Consider the following 15,096-nt stretch of genomic DNA (forward strand, 5'->3'; position numbering starts at 1 on the left):
CGAGTATCCTTGGGGGGTGTTTGGACGTAAGAAGGAAGAGTCCCAGTCGCCCGCGGAGACGGAGGCCTCCCCCGGCACTTCCGTCGTCGGCAAGGGCGCGCCCACCCCGAAGCGCAAGGATCAGGAGGCCGCGCGGAAGCGGCCGCTGGTCCCCGAGGACCGGAAGGCCTCGAAGCAGGCCGAGCGGCTTGCCGTCGCCGAGCAGCGCTCCAAGGTGCGCATGGCCATGGAGACCGGCAACGAGCAGTACATGCCTGCCAGGGACAAGGGGCCGCAGAAGCGCTTCGCACGTGACTTCGTGGATTCCCGCTTCAGCGTTGGTGAGTTCCTGATGTTCGCGGCGCTGATCTTCGTGGTGGCTTCGCTCATCGTGCCGCAGCGCAGCGACGGGCAGTGGATCATCCTCGCCGCGTTCTGGGTCGTGTTCGCCGTGGTGTTCGTGGACACCTTCATCCTGAGCCGTCGGCTCAAGAAGGCCCTGAGCAAGAAGTTCGGCCAGGTGGAGCGCGGCACCGTCTGGTACGGCTCCATGCGGTCCCTGCAGTTCCGCAAGCTCCGCCTGCCCAAGCCGCTGGTCTCCCGCGGACAGCGCCCCGAGTGACCGGGGCCTGAGCTGATGGAAAGGGCCGGGCCCGAACCGTGAACGGTTCGGGCCCGGCCCTTCGACGTATCGGAGGCTTCAGGCGCGGAGCTTCGCGAGGCCCTTGTTGATGTGCCCGGCCCAGAACGGCCCCTCATACAGGAAGGCCGTGTACCCCTGGACAAGATTCGCCCCGGCGTCCAGGCGGGCCTGGACGTCCTCAGCCGTTTCGACGCCGCCCACGGAGATGATCACCATCTCCGCCGGCACCTGCCCACGGAGGCGGCGCAGAACCTCGAGGGAACGGTGCTTCAGCGGTGCGCCGGAGAGCCCGCCTGCGCCACACGCCTCGACCTTGCCGGCCGGCGCGGTGAGGCCTTCGCGGCCGATCGTGGTGTTGGTGGCGATGATGCCGTCCAGGCCCAGATCGATGGCCAGCTGCGCGACGTCGTCGAGGTCCTGGTCGTTGAGGTCGGGGGCGATCTTCACGAGCAGGGGAACGTGCCGCCCCGCACTGCGGTCGGCCTCCTCAGCGACGGCGGCGAGGAGGGGACGCAGGGACTCCACGTTCTGCAGCAGGCGGAGGCCGGGGGTGTTCGGCGAACTGACGTTGACCACCAGGTAGTCGGCGTGTGGGGCGAGGGTCCGGGTGCTGATCAGGTAGTCGTCCACGGCGTGTTCGAGTTCCACGACCTTCGTCTTGCCGATGTTCACGCCGATCACCGGCCGCACGCCCGGGTACTTGCGAGCAAGGGCCGCACGCGCGGCGGCGATGCGCGGCGCGACGTCCGCGGCGCCGTCGTTGTTGAATCCCATGCGGTTGATGACCGCGCGGTCCTCCACAAGGCGGAACAAGCGCGGCTTCTCATTGCCGGGCTGTGCAGCACCGGTGATGGTGCCCGCTTCGATGTGACCGAAGCCCATGGCGGCCAGCGCCTCGATGGCCAGGCCCTCCTTGTCGAAGCCGGCCGCGAGACCGAAGGGGGAAGGGAAGTCCAGGCCGAGGGCACGTGTCCTGAGCAACGGACGCGGGCGGTTGATGCGGTGCAGCAGTCCCCCGGCCCCGGCCGTGTTGAAGAAGCGGATGGCCTGGTAGCCGATCCGGTGGGCCTTCTCCGGATCCATCCAGGAGAACGCGAGTCGGAAGACGGTGGGGTAAATGCGCATGACCCCATTTTTCCTTTGCCGGTGCGGCACCACCAAACCGGGGGTGTTTTCAGGCTCCGGGCATAGGATGACGGCAAGCGCGACGGTCCGTCAGGAGGGGCGATGGAGTGGAAACCGGACATTCTGGGACCGGCCTTCGAGTCGCTCGAGTTGCACGCGCTGCGGGACGGGGTGCGGCAGACGTCCACCCTCATCCGGCACCTGCCCTCTGGCGGGGGCGGATCCGAGCGGGGGACGGTCCTCTTCCTCCATGGGTGGAGTGATTACTTCTTCAATCACGAACTTGCGGAGTTTTTCGCGGGCAACGGCCTGCGCTTCTATGCGCTGGATCTCCACAATCACGGCCGCAGCCTCCGCGCCGACACCCCCGGCGGTTACGTCGCGGATCTGGACCACTACGACGCCGATGTGCTGGCTGCGCTGGAGGCGATCGGCGCCGAGCGGCCGGCCGGTCCACTGATCCTCATGGGGCACTCCACCGGCGGGCTGGTGGCCGCTCTGTGGGCGGCCCGGCATCCCGAGCGGGTAGATGCACTGATCCTCAACAGCCCTTGGCTCGAGATGCACGGCAGTTCCGTGGTCCGGCACGCTGCACGCTCCCTCCTGGCGCCGCTGTCCCGGGTCCGGCCGGAAACGATCCTGAGGCTGCCCGAGCGGGGCTTCTACTGGCGCAGCATCAGTTCGGAGGCGGAGGGCGAGTGGGATCTGGACGCCAAATACCGGCCTCCCCTGGCCTTTCCGGTCCGCGCCGGCTGGCTCAGTGCCGTGCTGAGCGGGCAGGGGCGGGTGGCCCGGGGACTGGAACTGCCGATGCCGATTCTGGTCATCCTGTCCTCGGCGAGCTCCAACGGACCGCTCTGGCGTGAGGACATGAGGCGCAGCGACGCTGTCCTGGACGTCAACACGATGGCTCTGCGCGCCCTTGAACTGGGACGATCTGTGACCCTGGAGCGCGTGGACGGAGCCCTGCACGATGTCTTCCTCTCCCCCGCCACGGTGCGGCAGGAAGCCTATGATCGGCTCAGCCGTTGGCTCCGCATCCTCTGAGCCGGGATCGCCTCCATGAAAGGAACACTGGATGAACGACCTTCTTGCGCCCGCACGCGTGTGGAGCCAGGACGTCCTGTTCAATGACTTCGAACAGTGCACGCTTCCTCTGGGAGAGGACGAGGAAGGCCCCGTCTGGGCGACGCTCGTGCGCCGCAAGGAGCACCGCAACCTCTCCCACGCCGCACGCGAGCATGCCTGGCCGACGTGGCTGTCGGCCGTCCGCCGCCGGCACGGCGAGCGTCATGCACCGGCGGTACGGGACGTGGTCCTGTACCTGCACGGCTGGGCGGACTACTTCCTGCAGACGGAACTGGCCGACTACATCGAGGACCACGGTGCCGGCTTCTACGCCTTGGACCTGCGGAAGTTCGGCCGGAGCCTGCAGGAACATCAGACCGCGGGATTCACCCACGATCTGGACCTCTACGATCAGGACATCGAAGCCGCTTTGCAGGTGATCGAGGCGGAGGAAACGGCCCGGGGCGTGGATCCCGCCCAGCTCCGGATCCATCTGCTGGGGCATTCGCTGGGCGGCCTGATCGCCCCTCTCTGGGCCCATCGGCATCCGGGACGGCTGGCCAGCGTGATCCTCAACTCGCCCTGGCTGGAACTGCAGGGCAGTTCGCTCGTCCGCTCGATCGCGAGCCAGTTGGTGGAGCCGTTCGCGCGGGCGGATCCCAAGCACGTCTTTCCTCTGCCGGAGATGCCCGCGTACTGGAAGAGTGTCAGTGACAAGGCCTACGGTGAATGGCACATCGTCTCGGCCTGGCGGCCACGGGAGTCCTTCCCCATCCGGGCGGGGTGGATCCGTGCGGTGATGAACGGGCACTCCCGGGTCCAGCGCGGTCTGGACATCGATGCCCCTGTGCTGGTGCTGCTGAGCCAGCGCAGCAAGATCCAGGCGGAGTATACGGACGAGCTGAAGACCCTGGACGCCGTGATCGACGTCCACGAGACGGCGAAGAGGGCCCTCGGGCTGAGCCGGAAGGTCGCGGTGTTCCGCTACAAGGGCGCCATCCATGACATCTTCATGTCCGCTCGCGACGTGCGTGAACAGGCCTACAAGGAGTGCATGGACTGGCTGGTTCAGACGGCCGCGGAATCCACGGCCGCGCCGTAGCGGCGGTCGCGCCGGGCATACGTCTCCACGGCCTTGTACAGTGTGGTGCGGTCCACGTCCGGCCAGAGCTCATCGAGGAAGACGAACTCCGCATAGGCCGACTGCCAGGGCAGGAAGTTGGAGAGTCGCTGTTCCCCCGAGGAACGCATGAAGAGATCCACGTCCGGCAGATCCGGCTGGTACAGATACTTCTGCACGGTCTTCTCCGAGATCCCACCCGGCTTGAGGCGGCCCTTGGCCACGTCCTCGGCCATGCGGTTGAAGCCGTCCACGAGCTCGGCGCGGCCCCCGTAATTGATGCACATGGTCAGCACACACTGCGTGTTGCCCCGGGTGAGGCGCTCGGCGTCCTGGAGTTCTCGGATCACGGAGCCCCAGAGCCGGGGCTTGCGTCCGGACCACCGGACTTCCACGCCCCAGCGGTTGAGCTGGTCCCGCTGCCGGCGGAGCACGTCCTTGTTGAATCCCATGAGGAAGCGCACCTCCTCCGGCGAACGCTTCCAGTTCTCGGTGGAGAAGGCGTAGACGGTGACGTATTTGACCCCGAGTTCGATGGCGCCGGCCACGACGTCGAGAAGCGCGGGCTCCCCCGCCTTGTGCCCCTCGATGCGTGGCAGGCCGCGCTGATTGGCCCAGCGTCCATTGCCGTCCATCACGATCGCCACGTGTTCCGGGATCAGCTCCGCGGGGATCCGTGGCGGGACGGCTCCGCTCGGGTGAGCATAGGGGGGCTCATAGCGCTGCGTGGACTGCTCTTTGAAGGACACGGGTGCTGATTCCTTGCTCATGGCTGACGGTCGACATGCTGCAGGGACTTCACCCTGCGCTCCAGGTGCCATTGTAGATAGGCCGTGACCAGTCCCGCGGCCTCGCTACGCTCCCGCGGTTCGGAGGCCGCGGCGGTCTCCCAGTCCCCGCTCAGGAGTGCGGCAAGCAGCACGATCGTGCCGGGGGCCGGGGCCGGCGAGCCCGGGGGCCTGCAGTCGGCGCAGACCACTCCGCCGAGGGCGGCGTTGAATGCCGTGTGCGGCCCGGGGGCGTCGCACCGGGCGCAGGAAGTGAAACTCGGCGCCCAGCCTCCCGTGGCGAGTGCCCTCAGCAGATAGGAGTCGAGGATGAGGCCCGGTTCCTGAGCACCACGGCTGAGCGCGGCCAGCGCGCCCACCAGGAGCTGGTACTGGGCGGTGCCGGACTCGCCGTCGACATCGGTGAGCTTCTCCGCGGTCTCCGCCATGGCGGTGGCGACCGTGTACCGGGAGTAGTCGGAGGCGATGGCATGGCCGTACGCGCCCTTGCTCTGCGCCTGCGTCACCACCTCCAGGCTCCGCCCCGGGACGAGCTGCAGATCGGCCACCATGAACGGCTCCAGCCGGGAGCCGAATCGGCTGCTGGTGCGGCGAACTCCACGCGCGACGGCGCGGACCTGGCCGTGGTGCTTGGTGAGCAAGGTCAGGATGCGGTCGGCCTCCCCCAGCTTGTGAGTGCGCAGGACGACGGCGTCATCACGGTACGCGCGGGAGGTGAAACTAGCTTCTGCCACAAGATCCATTCTCCCACCGTGGGGGCGTGCCGGGACGCGGCAGGCCCCGGGTGTCCGCGCCGGATGGCGGCGGAAGCCCGGGGCCTGGAGGACCGGATCAGATGGAGCGGTCTCGGATGGCACGGTTGACGGCCGAGACCACGGCCCTCAGAGAGGCGGTGCTGGTGTTCGAGTCGATGCCCACGCCCCACAGGACGCGCTCACCGACGGCGCACTCGACGTACGCGGCGGCCAGGGCATTGCCGCCTTCGCTCAGCGCGTGCTCGCTGTAGTCGAGGACCCGGACGTCCACGCCGTCTTTGCTCAGGACGTTCAGCAACGCCGCGATGGGTCCGTTGCCGTGGCCCGTCCGCTCGATCTGCTGACCGTCCACGCGCATGGTCGCATGCAGGGTGACCGCACCGTTCTCATCGGACTCGGTGCGGGTGGCGCCAAGGGTGTAACGGCCCCACTGCTGCTCCGAGTCCTTGGCGGGCAAGTATTCGTCCTGGAAGATCTCCCAGAGCTCGGACGCGCTGACCTCGCCGCCCACCGTGTCCGTCCGGCGCTGGATGACACCGGAGAACTCGATCTGGGATCGGCGGGGCAGGTCCAGGTGGTGCTCGGACTTGAGCAGGTACGCGACGCCGCCCTTGCCGGACTGCGAGTTCACCCGGATGACGGCCTCGTAGCTCCGGCCGACGTCCTTGGGGTCGATGGGCAGGTACGGGACCTGCCAGGTGAAGTCGTCCACCGCGACGCCGGCTTCCACGGCGTCCGCTTCCAGGGCCTCCAGACCCTTCTTGATGGCGTCCTGGTGGGAACCGGAGAACGCGGTGAAGACCAGGTCACCGCCGTACGGCGAACGCTCCGGGACGGGCAGCTGGTTGCAGTACTCGACCGTCCGGCGGACCTCGTCGATGTCGGAGAAGTCGATCATCGGGTCCACGCCCTGGACGAACATGTTCAGGCCCAGGGTCACCAGGTCCACGTTGCCGGTGCGCTCACCGTTGCCGAAGAGGCAGCCCTCGATGCGGTCGGCGCCGGCCAGGTAACCGAGCTCGGCCGCGGCGACACCGGTGCCGCGGTCGTTGTGCGGGTGCAGGGACAGGATGATGCCCTCGCGGGGGTGCAAATTGCGGTGCATCCACTCGATCGAGTCGGCGTAGACATTCGGCGTGGCCATCTCGACCGTGGCCGGCAGATTGATGATCACCTGGCGGTCGGCGGAGGCTTCGAAGATGTCGGCCACCGCGTTGCAGACCCTGGCCGCGTATTCCAGCTCGGTTCCGGTGAAGGACTCCGGGGAGTACTCGTAGGTGACGTTGGTGTCGGTCAGCGTCTCCTCGTACTTCTTGCACAGGCGGGCGCCCTGCAGGGCGATGTCCAGGATGCCGTCCTCGTCCTGCTTGAACACGACGCGGCGCTGCAGGGTTGAGGTGGAGTTGTAGAGGTGCACGATCACGTTCTTGGCGCCGTTGATGGCCTCGTAGGTCCGCTCGATCAGGTGTTCGCGGGCCTGGGTCAGCACCTGGATGGTCACATCGTCCGGGATGTGGCCGCCGTCGATCAGCTGGCGCACGAAGTCGAAGTCCGTCTGCGACGCGGACGGGAAGCCGACCTCGATCTCCTTGTAGCCCATGCCGACCAGCAAGTGGAACATCTTCATCTTGCGCGCGGGGCTCATGGGATCGATGAGCGCCTGATTGCCGTCGCGCAGATCGACCGCGCACCAGCGGGGTGCGGTGGTGATGCGCTTCTCCGGCCAGGTCCGGTCCGGCAGGTCGACGGTGATCTGCTCGTGGAAGGGGACGTAACGGTGGATCGGCATGCCCGAGGGCTGCTGTGCATTTCGCATGGTGTTCCGGTGCCTTACTCGTGGTGTTCTTCGACGTGGCCGGGCGCAACGGACTCCGCGACGAGGAAGCCCGGCTTCATGGAAGCGTAGTTTCAGGCCTCGCCACGGCAGCTAAGAAGAAGCAGCCCTGCATGCACGTGGCCAGCGTAGCACGCCCCTAGGATGGTGGTGTCCCGCATCACCACGATGTCCAGCATGTGGCCCGGTCAAGGGCCAGTCCCCTCAGGAGAGCCCGTGAACCCATCCGGAATCGACCTCGCCCAGTCCGCTCCCTCGATCCGCCCCCAGGACGATTTCTACCGCCACGTCAACGGCACCTGGCTGGAGAAGACCGCCATCCGTGACGATCGCTCCCTGGAGGGCACCTTCACGGCGCTGCGCGATTCCTCCGAGGAGGCCGTCCGCACGATCATCGAGGACGCGGCCTCGCGCGGGCAGGAGGAGGGCGGTCTTGCGGCGCAGATCGGTGGGCTGTACGCGAGCTTCATGGACGAGGAACGGCTGGAGACCCTCGGCCTCGCTCCCCTGCGTGCCCGGCTGGACGCCCTGGAGGAGCTGAACAGCCCGGACGACGTCGTGCGCCGCATCGGCGAGCTGTTCCGCGCCGCGGTCCCGGGACTGTTCTACATCTACCCCTCCCCCGACGCCGGGGACCCCACCCGCGTCCTGGCATATCTGGGCCAGTCCGGTCTGGGCCTGCCGGACGAGAGCTACTACCGGGAGGAGCAGTTCGGGGAGACGGTGTCCAAGTACCAGGCCTACCTGGCGGACCTCTTCTCTCTGGCGGGCCGCACGGATCCCTCCGGGGCGGCCGAACGCATCGTGGCCCTGGAGCGCCGGATCGCTGCGGCCCACTGGGACAAGGTCACCCTCCGGGACCCGCAGAAGACGTACAACCTCCGGACGGCGGACGAAGTCGTGTCGGCGTTCCCCCTCGCGGCGACCTGGTTCGGCGCGGCCGGTATCGCCGAGGACGCCTGGCGCGAGGTGGTGCTGAGCACGCCGGACTTCTTCCCGGCCATGGTGGAGCTCCTGAACAGTGAGCCGGTGGAAACCTGGCGTGAGTGGCTCGCGGCGAAGGTGCTGGACTCCGCGGCGCCCTATCTCTCCCGTGACTTCGTCCAGACGCACTTCGCCTTCCATGGCACCGTCCTCAGCGGCACCCCGGAACTGAAGGACCGCTGGAAGCGCGGCGTCGCCGTCGTCGAGGACGCCCTGGGTGAGGCGATCGGCGAGCTGTATGTCCGTGAGCACTTCCCGGAGAGTCACAAGGCCCGGATGCAGGAATTGGTGAGCAACCTCGTGGAGGCCTACCGGGAGAGCATCACCGGGCTGGACTGGATGGGCGAGGAGACCAAGGAGAAGGCGCTGGCCAAGCTGGCCGCCTTCCGGACCAAGATCGGCTACCCGGAGAAGTGGATCGACTACTCCGCCGTCGTCATCGATCCCATGGACCTGATCGGCAATGTGGAGCGCGCCCACAGCGCGGACGTGGACCGGCATCTCGACGAGATCGGCAAGCCCGTGGATCTGGGCAAGTGGCTCATGACGCCGCAGACCGTCAACGCCTACTACCACCCGGTGCTCAATGAGATCGTGTTCCCGGCCGCGATCCTGCAGCCGCCGTTCTTCCAAGCGGACTCCGACGATGCCGTGAACTATGGCGCCATCGGCGCCGTGATCGGGCATGAGATCGGGCATGGCTTCGACGACAAGGGTTCACAGTACGACGGCGACGGCGCGCTCCGGAACTGGTGGACGGATGCGGACCGCGAGGCGTTCGAGGCCCGGACCGGCAGGCTGGTGGACCAGTTCAACGTCCTGGAGCCGTCCGAAGCGCCGGGCCACCCGGTGAACGGCGAACTCACCCTGGGCGAGAACATCGGCGATCTGGGTGGCCTGGGCATCGCCTTCAAGGCGTACCAGGCGTCGCTGGACGGCGCGGAGGCCCCGGTGCTGGACGGGCTGAGCGGCGCGCAGCGCTTCTTCTTCGCCTGGGCCACGGGCTGGCGTCAGGTGATCCGCAGCGAGGAGGCCATCCGGCGCGTGACGATCGACCCGCACTCCCCCAACGAGTTCCGGGCCAACGCGATCGTGAAAAATCTGGACGCCTTCCACGAGGCGTTCGGTGTGAGTGAAGGCGACGGCATGTGGCTGGCCGAGGACGAGCGCGTCCGGATCTGGTGACCATTCCCTGAACGGAGCCGGAACAGGAACGGCAAGGGGCGGGTGGCATGATCGCCACCCGCCCCTTGCCGTGTCTCATCGGTTCCGGCCGGCCCGGTCCGGCCTATCCCGTGTAGGCCGTCTGGCAGGTGCTCTGCGCCGCGGTCTGGCCGACGATGTCGCTGGGCAGCTGGACCGTCTGGTATGCGGTGCCGCTGGCGAAGTCCGTGCCCACGTACACCTGGACACCCAGGATGTCCGGGCTCGGCTTGAGCTGCGTCAGCGGGATCCCGAGATCGGCTGCGACCTTCTTGGCCGCACCCTGGTACTGCGAGGAGTAGTACACGATCGTCTGGTCCACGGAGTCACCGGGGATGGCCGCCTGCACCAGGAAGCCCTTGGCCTGGAGGAAGGTGTTCAGCTCGGCGCTCCGGCCCGGGACGCCGGTGCCGTTGGCCACGGTGACGGGGGCCTGCGACTGGTCGGGGCCGGCCGGCGTCGGGGTGCCCGTGGGCGTCGGTGTCGGCGTCGGGCTGGCGGAGGCGCTCGGCTTCGGGCCGTTGGGGTTGGTCAGATCGACGCCGTCGCGGAGCGCCTTGAAGAGCTGCGAGGCTTCCGGTTCCTTCGGCTGGACCCAGGCCGCCGGGTTGACGACGGCAGGCTCCCACGGCACGGTCACGAAGGCGACCTTGGAAAGGTCCACCTTCGCCAGACGCTGGGCGATCGTGATCAAGGTCTGAGGATCAGCAAGGCCGTCGTCCACGGTCAGGTTCTTGGTCACGGTGTCCGCGATCCCGAGCAGCTTCGGCACATCCGTCAGCGTGCCGTCGCTGCGCACCTTGCGGGCCATCGACGCCAGGAACTGCTGCTGCGACTTGATCCGGCTGATGTCACTGCCGTCACCCACACCGTGGCGGTTCCGCAGGAACGCGAGGGCCTGCGCCCCTTCCACCATGGACTTGCCGGCAGGAAGCTTCAGCCCGGAATCAGGGTCGTCGATGGCCGCATTGACGCAGACCTCGACGCCACCCACCTGCTTGGACAGCTCGGTCACGGCGTTGAAATCGGCCAGCATGAAGTGGTCGATCTGTTCCCCCAGCAGCTTGCTGACGGTGTCCACCGAACACCCCGGACCAGCCTCGGACATGGCGCTGTTGACCTGGGCGTTGTCATGGGCCGGGTAGACCTTGCCCGTCTTCGGGTCCGTGCACTGCGGGATGGAGACCACCAGGTCACGCGGGATCGAGAGGACACTGACGCGCTGGTTGTCCGCGGAGATGTCCATGACCATCATGACGTCGGAGTTGCCGTAGCCTCCGGACTGGTCCACCGAACCCCACGCCCCGTTCTTCCCGGCACGGGTGTCGGTGCCCATGATCAGGATCTGCATCCGGTCGGTCGGTTTGCTGACCGGGACCTCCTTGCCGGAGGCGGACAGGGGCGCCTTGCTGACGTTTCCCTGCAGGCGGAAGTACCAATAGCCGGCGAATCCGAGGGAGGCGACCAGAACAACGCTCAGCGTTCCGGCCGTGATCTTCATCCAGAGGGGCATGCCGCGGCGGAGGCCGAGGTGCCGTGCGCCGGGGACCTGGGAATCGGATGCGTGCGCGCGCGCTTTGCGGCGCTGGGCGTCAGCCCGGCGCTTGACTTGAGAAGGCGTGGTCACTCGCGACCCTTTCGAAGCAGACAGAACTGTCCAATTCTAGGGGCCGATCCTGCGATTCGCCTGGCAAGACGGCTCATGGCTCCATGGAACCGCCGCCTCAGAAGCCCAGGCGGCCCAGCTGCTTGGGGTCCCGCTGCCAGTCCTTGGCGACCTTGACGTGCAGATCCAGATAGACCTTGGTGCCGAGCAGTGCTTCGATGCCCTTGCGCGCGCGGGTCCCGACCTCCTTGAGACGCGAGCCGCCCTTGCCGATGATGATGGCCTTCTGGGAAGGCCGCTCCACGAACAGGTGGACCCGGACGTCCAGCAGGGGGTTGTCCTCGGAACGGCCTTCCCGCGGAAGGATCTCCTCCACCACGACGGCGAGTGAGTGCGGCAACTCGTCCCGCACGCCTTCCAGCGCGGCCTCGCGGATCAGTTCGGCGACCATGACGGCCTCCGGCTCATCCGTCAGCTCACCGTCCGGGTACAGCGGAGGGGAGGAGGGCATGTGGGAGATCAGCACGTCCTCCAGGGTGGCCACCTGGAAGCCGTCCTTCGCGGATACGGGGACGATGTCACGGAACCCGTCGTCGCCGAGCACTTCGCGGCCCAGTGCGGCGACCGCCAGGAGCTGCTCGGCAAGGGCCTCGCGGCTGACCAGGTCGGCCTTGGTGACCACTGCGATCACCGGCTTCCGGCCGAGCAGCGCCAGCTGCTGGGCGATGAAGCGGTCACCGGGCCCGACGGCCTCGTTGGCCGGCAGGCAGAAGCCGATGGCGTCGACCTCGGACAGCGTCGCCGCGACCAGATCATTCAGGCGCTGCCCCAGGAGCGTCCGGGGACGGTGCAGGCCGGGCGTGTCCACCAGGACCAGCTGGGCGTCGTCGCGGTGCAGAATGCCACGGATCGTGTGACGTGTGGTCTGGGGCTTGTTGGAGGTGATCGCCACCTTCTGGCCCACCATCGCGTTCGTGAGGGTGGACTTGCCCGCATTGGGACGGCCCACCAGGATGGCGAATCCGGCACGGTACCCGTCCGGCACCGCCCCCGTCATCAGGCCTTTCCGCTGTTCCGACATTCAGTCCACTTCCTCCCGGGCGGTAGCGCCCCCGTTGTCGGCGTCAGGCGCAGCCTGAGCCAGAACATGATTGACGCGATTGCGTCGTCCTTCAATACTGTGCGCCTCCAGGCGCAGACCGTGAGTGTAGGCCACACTGCCGAGAATGGGAACCCGGCCGAGCGCTTTGGCGAGCAAGCCGCCCACCGAGTCGACGTCGTCGTCCTCGATGTCCTTGTCGAAGAGCTCGCCCAGGTGATCGATCGGCATCCTCGCGCTGACACGGTAGGTGCCGGGCACCAGCTGCACCGCTTCCGCGGCCTCGGAGTCGTACTCGTCCACGATCTCGCCCACGATCTCCTCGATGAGGTCCTCGAGCGTGACCAGGCCCGCGGTGCCGCCGTACTCGTCGATCACGATGGCCATGTGAACCTGCTCGAGCTGCAGTTCCTTGAGCAGCTCGGCCACCGGCTTCGACTCGGGGACGAACCGCACGGGACGGGCCAGCGCGGCGAGCGAGCCCGTCGCCGCAGCATCGGAGCCGAAAAGAGCCGCGGCGACGTCCTTCAAGTACAGGATGCCCAGCACGTCGTCGGCGCTCTCCCCCACCACGGGGACCCGTGAGCTGCCGCTGCGGAGGAATAGCCGCATGGCCTGCTCCAGACTCTGGTTCTCGTGGATGTGCACGATGTCCGTCCGCGGCACCATGACGGCGCGCACCAGCGTGTCCTCGAGGTCGAAGACACTCTGGATGAGTTCGGCCTCGCCCTCTTCGATGAGTTCAGAGTCGCTGGAGCGTTCGAACAGGGCCCGCACCTCGGCGCCGGTCAGGGAGCCGAGCTCGTCCTGCAGGTCCACATCCCGGTCCGAACCGGGGAGCACCGCCGCGCCGAAACGCTGCAGCCAGTCCGGGACTGGGCCCAGGACCTGGCGCAGCAGGTGGACCAGCCAGGCCGTGTGGCGGACCGTCCCTTCCGGGTGCTGCCGGCCCAGACGCCTCGGCGAGACACCCACCAGGACGAAACCCACCACGGCCATGACGGCGGTGGCGATGAGGCCGGTGAGCCAGAGATTGTCGATCAGTTCCGTGACGGCCAGCGTGAGCGCGACGGCACCCGCCATCTCAAACCAGACGCGCCAGAAGCGGAGTGCCCGCAGGTGGGCCTGCGGATCGTCGAAGACCCGGTCCACGGCGTCCCCGGGGCGGGATTCCCGCAGCTCGTCCAGATCGTGGCGGGGCAGGAAGGCAAGCGCGGATTCGGCGGCCGAGAGGACCGCTCCGACGACCAGGAACAGGACCGTCAGGAGCAGCAGCACGGCAAGGGTCATTCGGTGGTCTCCAGGGGGGCGTCCTTGCCCAGGAAGGAGGAGAGCAGCTGGCGCTGCAGCCCGAACATCTCGGCCTTCTCCTCCGGTTCGGCATGATCGAAGCCGAGCAGGTGCAGGATGCCGTGGGTGCACAGGAGGAGCATCTCCTCGGCCGTGCTGTGGCCGGCGCCGCGAGCCTGGACCTCAGCGACCTGCGGGCAGATGGCGATGTCGCCGAGCATGCCGGCGGGCGTGATCCGGCCCGGGGCACCGGGCGTGAGCTCATCCATCGGGACGGACAGCACGTCCGTGGCGCCGGGCTCGTCCATCAGCTCGATGTGCAGCTTCTCCATGACCGACTCGTCGACCAGCAGGACGGAGAGCTCGGCCTCCGGGTGGATGTAGAGCTCCTCGAAGATGAAGCGGGCCAGACGGACCAGTTCCTCGGCGTCGACGTCCACGCCGGATTCGTTGTTGACCTCAATGCTCATGGATGACTCCTGAATTCTCCGCAGGGGCCGGAGCCTCCTGCTGCTGACGCGGCGTCGGCTGATGCCGGCGGCCCTGCTGGCGCTCCTGGGTCTCGTCCCAGCGGTTGTAGGCCGTGACGATGTCACCCACCAGCCGGTGCCGGACGACGTCGCTGGCGTCCAGGACTGAGAAGTGGATGTCCTCGATGCCGTCCAGGATCCCCTGGACGATCCGCAGACCTGATCTGGTGCCCATCGGCAGATCCACCTGGCTGGTGTCACCGGTGACCACCATCTTGGAGCCGAAGCCAAGACGGGTCAGGAACATCTTCATCTGCTCCGGGGTGGTGTTCTGCGCCTCATCGAGGATGATGAAGGCATCGTTGAGGGTGCGGCCGCGCATGTAGGCGAGCGGCGCCACCTCGATGGTCCCCGCCGCCATCAGGCGGGGGATGGCCTCAGGGTCCATCATGTCGTGCAGCGCGTCGAACAGCGGCCGCAGGTACGGGTCGATCTTGTCGCTGAGGGTTCCGGGAAGGAAGCCGAGGCGTTCGCCGGCCTCAACCGCGGGACGGGTCAGGATGATCCTGCTGACCTCTTTGTTCTGCATCGCCTGAACGGCCTTGGCCATGGCCAGATAGGTCTTACCCGTGCCCGCGGGGCCGATACCGAACACGATCGTGTTCTCATCGATCGCATCGACGTAGCTCTTCTGATTCATCGTCTTCGGCCGGATCGTGCGTCCACGGCTGGAGAGGATGTTCTGGGTCAGGACCTCGGTGGGGCTGGGGACCGAGCGCGCCTGGAGCATGGACAGGAGCTGGGTCACCAGATCACGGGTCACCACGGTCCCCCGGGACGCCAGCGACTGCAGTTCCTGCACCACACGGTGTGCCATCCGCACCTCGTGTGCCGGGCCCTTGAGGCTCAGCTCATCGCCCCGCACGTGAAAGGCGACGGCCGGGAATGCCGTCTCGAGGCCGCGGATGGATTCATCGTGTGCACCGAGCGCGCGGACCATCTCCTCGCTGCTGCCGAACACCAGCACCTCCGTCCGGGCCATGGGGGTGCTGTGCGGGAACTCGGCGCGGCCGCTCAGGGGGCCTGCTGCCATGGATTCTTCGCTCATGATGCCGGCCCTGGCGACCGGGTC

13 protein-coding genes are annotated in these 15,096 nt (G+C 67.5%); 4 read left to right on the forward strand and 9 right to left on the reverse strand.

The window, feature by feature from the left end; genetic code table 11:
* Positions 1 to 16: 16 nt before the first annotated feature.
* Positions 17 to 601: a DUF3043 domain-containing protein gene (locus Q9R02_RS02420; RefSeq protein ID WP_305995035.1), complete on the forward strand. Its 585-nt coding sequence runs from the start codon at positions 17 to 19 to the stop codon at positions 599 to 601.
* 78 nt (positions 602 to 679) lie between these two features.
* Here the strand turns inward: Q9R02_RS02420 and Q9R02_RS02425 are convergent, their stop codons facing one another.
* Complete coding sequence (locus tag Q9R02_RS02425) at positions 680 to 1,747, reverse strand: quinone-dependent dihydroorotate dehydrogenase (RefSeq protein ID WP_305995036.1); 1,068 nt, start codon at positions 1,745 to 1,747, stop codon at positions 680 to 682.
* 102 nt (positions 1,748 to 1,849) lie between these two features.
* On the opposite strand from Q9R02_RS02425, the gene Q9R02_RS02430 reads away from it, so the two are divergent.
* Both Q9R02_RS02430 and Q9R02_RS02435 read left to right on the forward strand, forming a co-directional pair.
* Complete coding sequence (locus Q9R02_RS02430; RefSeq protein ID WP_305995037.1) at positions 1,850 to 2,794, forward strand: alpha/beta hydrolase; 945 nt, start codon at positions 1,850 to 1,852, stop codon at positions 2,792 to 2,794.
* 31 nt (positions 2,795 to 2,825) lie between these two features.
* On the forward strand, positions 2,826 to 3,917 hold the full coding sequence (locus Q9R02_RS02435) for an alpha/beta hydrolase (protein ID WP_305995038.1): 1,092 nt from the start codon (positions 2,826 to 2,828) through the stop codon (positions 3,915 to 3,917).
* Here the strand turns inward: Q9R02_RS02435 and Q9R02_RS02440 are convergent.
* The 3 genes from Q9R02_RS02440 to leuA all read right to left on the reverse strand — a co-directional run bounded on the left by Q9R02_RS02440 (position 3,884) and on the right by leuA (position 7,294).
* Positions 3,884 to 4,705 (reverse strand): isoprenyl transferase, encoded by an 822-nt coding sequence (locus Q9R02_RS02440; protein ID WP_305995039.1) that lies wholly within the window; start codon positions 4,703 to 4,705, stop codon positions 3,884 to 3,886. The genes Q9R02_RS02435 and Q9R02_RS02440 overlap by 34 nt on opposite strands.
* Positions 4,702 to 5,457, reverse strand: coding sequence for a DNA repair protein RecO (recO, locus tag Q9R02_RS02445; RefSeq protein WP_305995040.1), 756 nt, complete (start codon positions 5,455 to 5,457; stop codon positions 4,702 to 4,704). Before recO ends, Q9R02_RS02440 begins: the two co-directional genes overlap by 4 nt.
* Before the next feature lie 97 nt (positions 5,458 to 5,554).
* Entirely contained in the window at positions 5,555 to 7,294 is a 1,740-nt protein-coding gene (leuA, locus tag Q9R02_RS02450; protein WP_305995041.1) for a 2-isopropylmalate synthase, read from the reverse strand.
* A 195-nt stretch (positions 7,295 to 7,489) separates the two neighbouring features.
* On the opposite strand from leuA, the gene Q9R02_RS02455 reads away from it, so the two are divergent.
* Complete coding sequence (locus Q9R02_RS02455) at positions 7,490 to 9,481, forward strand: M13 family metallopeptidase (protein ID WP_425279209.1); 1,992 nt, start codon at positions 7,490 to 7,492, stop codon at positions 9,479 to 9,481.
* Positions 9,482 to 9,584: 103 nt separating this feature from the next.
* On the opposite strand, the gene Q9R02_RS02460 is transcribed toward Q9R02_RS02455, so the two are convergent.
* The 5 genes from Q9R02_RS02460 to Q9R02_RS02480 form a co-directional block, all read right to left on the reverse strand.
* Positions 9,585 to 11,126: an LCP family glycopolymer transferase gene (locus Q9R02_RS02460; protein WP_305995043.1), complete on the reverse strand. Its 1,542-nt coding sequence runs from the start codon at positions 11,124 to 11,126 to the stop codon at positions 9,585 to 9,587.
* A gap of 97 nt (positions 11,127 to 11,223) precedes the next feature.
* Positions 11,224 to 12,186, reverse strand: coding sequence for a GTPase Era (era, locus tag Q9R02_RS02465; RefSeq protein ID WP_305995044.1), 963 nt, complete (start codon positions 12,184 to 12,186; stop codon positions 11,224 to 11,226).
* Positions 12,187 to 13,494 carry a hemolysin family protein gene (locus Q9R02_RS02470; protein ID WP_305995045.1) on the reverse strand — a complete coding sequence of 436 codons (1,308 nt, stop codon included), beginning with the start codon at positions 13,492 to 13,494 and terminating at the stop codon, positions 12,187 to 12,189.
* Complete coding sequence (ybeY, locus tag Q9R02_RS02475; RefSeq protein ID WP_305995046.1) at positions 13,491 to 13,964, reverse strand: rRNA maturation RNase YbeY; 474 nt, start codon at positions 13,962 to 13,964, stop codon at positions 13,491 to 13,493. The genes Q9R02_RS02470 and ybeY overlap by 4 nt, the downstream gene beginning before the upstream one ends.
* Positions 13,954 to 15,057: a PhoH family protein gene (locus Q9R02_RS02480; protein WP_305995047.1), complete on the reverse strand. Its 1,104-nt coding sequence runs from the start codon at positions 15,055 to 15,057 to the stop codon at positions 13,954 to 13,956. Before Q9R02_RS02480 ends, ybeY begins: the two co-directional genes overlap by 11 nt.
* Positions 15,058 to 15,096 lie beyond the last annotated feature (39 nt).

The organism is Arthrobacter horti, assembly GCF_030731045.1.
GTDB classification, from domain to species: Bacteria; Actinomycetota; Actinomycetes; order Actinomycetales; family Micrococcaceae; genus Arthrobacter_E; species Arthrobacter_E nanjingensis.